General features: G+C 40.6%; 2 protein-coding genes. Both read right to left on the reverse strand.

What is annotated here, in order from left to right:
- Positions 1-1,667, reverse strand: a 1,667-nt coding sequence (locus tag QPK98_RS15480; RefSeq protein ID WP_310994386.1) for a GEVED domain-containing protein, incomplete at its 3' end; no start/stop codon positions are given.
- A gap of 600 nt (positions 1,668-2,267) precedes the next feature.
- On the reverse strand, positions 2,268-2,891 hold a 624-nt coding region (locus QPK98_RS15485), incomplete at its 5' end, for a T9SS type A sorting domain-containing protein (RefSeq protein ID WP_310994387.1).

Raw genomic sequence — 2,891 nt, forward strand, 5'->3', positions numbered from 1 at the left:
ATAGTACCAATGTCATAACGCTCATCTGCGCCATCTAGGCTACCATCTTGATCCCAATCAATAAATACGGTAAAGCTATTGGTAAAACCTCCACCTGTATTACCTTCTAAGGCAATTGAATACGTTTCACCTTCTTCCATATTACCTACAATAGCGGTAAAATCTTCGTGGGCAGGACTTCCGTCAATAACCTCGCTACTTCTATTGTCAATATCGGCAACATTCACCAAGGTAATTGGCTCTACCGTAGAAAAGTCAATAGCACAGTATGGATCTGGGAAGGGGCCTCCGCCGCCACCGCCTGTTACAGTAAACTTATAATCTTCAAATTCACCATAATCAAATCCTGTTTCACAAGGATCAACGTCTCCTGATGTACTTAACCAGTGGCTCACAATTCGCATACGTGTATCACCTTCCATAGCATCTGCAGGAACGGTAATTGTACCTGTGTGGTTTTCCAGGTAACCGCTAGAAGTATAAGCTACTTCATCGGTTGTATCAAAAACCTCATCTTGGTTCCAGTCAACCCAAATTCTAAAACCTGCGGTTCCTCCTTCAACATCTACTGAGAAATCTACAGTGTCTTCTGGTTCTGCAGCAACTGCATCTGTATCATAAAAATCTCCATATCCGTCTGGTGAATAACCAGAACCCATATTGGAAATGTTATCACTACCGTTAGTGGTAGAGAAGTTATCGATAAATCTACCGGAGTTTATTCCTTCCGGGGTACAGTATCCACTACCGCCACCGCCACCAGCAGCCATAATTTCAACATCCCATCCAAGCCAGTTTACAACTGTACTCGCGTGGAAAAAGAAAAATAAATCGCCACTAGTACCAGTAAAAGTAGCCGATCCATTAGAGGCAATCATATCTGCCAAATCTTTATCTCCTGAATTTGCGCCCGTATCACTGTTATCATACAGCACTGTTCCAGTGTCGTCAGTTCCATCGTATATTATTAAGTAGTCGAACGTACCGTTTACTCCAAAATCAAGAAACTCAATTTCGGTAACCCCAGCCAAAGTTGATTGGGTATCACAGCCACAGTTTGGATAATTTCCAGGCTCTCCATCTGAGTTTGCCCCTCCTGGGCCACCTGGATCGAAGAAATTATCTCCTACGTCTGGGGTAAAGGTTTCTGTTGCACCAGCAGTAGGTACAATATCAGCAAGCACCCTGTTTTGAACTCCTGTATTATTAGGAACATTGGTATTGGGTCTTTCTAAACCTGCAGCCGTAAGTTCAGCTTCCTCCTCAGCCGTAAATCGACCTTGAGCTACAAACAAAGGCGTTTGGTTGTAGGCCGCCCTATTTCCAGTTGAAGCCATAATATCTCTAGCTTCCGCAGAACTGTTTCTAACAACAGGCTCATCGGCAATAGTTGAAGCCCTGCTGTTACTAGCGGCAAGTTGTTCTTCAGTAAGAACCAGTACTTGAGCTTCCTCAGAGCTGTTAAACACCTCGTTATTTGTATAGAAAGCAGTATGCTGACTGCCATCTCGTGTTAAAAGCTTACCACTGGTAGCTTCTGGATCAATTTGCAATCCTGAATCGGTCGGGCTCGAACCAGCCTTCGAATTCAAAGGTTGCGTAGTCTGGGCACTTAAGGTAAGCGAAAGCAAACCTACAAAACACCCAAGAATAGTACTTCTTTTCATAATTAGAATATGTTTTAGTTAATAATCCCTTAAAAGTATCTAAAATATCGTTAATAACAAATGATTTGTGGAAAGATTTTAACGCGATAAAAGTTACTCTGACAAAAAACACTTGAATACTGATGTTAAATTATCAAAAAAAGTCACTTTCTGTTATTACATCAATTTCTCCTATCGAAAGCTTAACAAGTCATGGCAAGGTATCAACTAGTTAAAAAAATAACCCGTAAAATCACTTGTCACAGAACCACTTCTATAATGAAGGTCGTGGATGATAATTTTCCTCCGTGTAAAAAAAAATGATCAAATTAATTGTTTAAACAGAAGTTGGCAGAAGGAGTGATTCGCTTTTACGAGAGGGAAATTTATAAGTTTTGACCCCTCGGATTCACACTATACTAACAAGCTGGATATACGATTTTCTCTTTTTTGAAGGAAAAGAACCGCTACTACACTTATTTTTAGCATTCTGGTCTTTATTTAACGCATTAAATCATCACAATACATTTCTATAGAGCGTCAATGTCCAATAAGCAAAAAAGCCATTCACTTTCGTGAATGGCTTTTAAGCAATACCTATTTATATTTATATATAAAGGCTTAGTTTTTCAATACTCTATACGTACCTACTTGACCGGCTACAGAAACTTCCATAATGTAAGTTCCGGTTTTAAGCCCTGAGATATTAATCTCTGAAGTGGTTGCGTCAACATCAACATCCAGTACTTTCTGACCCAGTAGGTTGTAGAAAGATACCGCGTCAATAGTATTGGCAGCACTCAATGTAAGCGAACCTGATGTTGGGTTCGGGTAGAAATTAAACCCAGCCAACGTGTTATCAGCTACACTCAATGGAGAACATTCTCCTGAGAAGATATAACCTACCTCTCTAGTTGGTTCTGGTACACTCCAGAAACCATCAACAGCGTTATACTGTGCCATTGGTTCGCCTTCTAGACCTTGACCATCTGTGTACAACCAGAAAACAGTTGCCTGGTTGGTAGCTGTACCCATTTCTACTCCAATCCAATACGCAGTATCATTACTGGCATCACCTGCAAAGGTAAATGGAGTCAAATCAAGACTAGTATCAAATCTAAATGCGATAGGGTTAACCCATTCGCCTGAACTTAAGATTGTTGGAACTACTGTTTCATTTCCTATTTCTGCACCTGGCAATCCAGCAGCATCTTCATAATAGAAAACATTTGCAGTAATCGGAGC

It is taken from the genome of Aequorivita marina (assembly GCF_031631895.2).
In the GTDB taxonomy this organism is placed as follows: Bacteria; Bacteroidota; Bacteroidia; order Flavobacteriales; family Flavobacteriaceae; genus Aequorivita; species Aequorivita marina.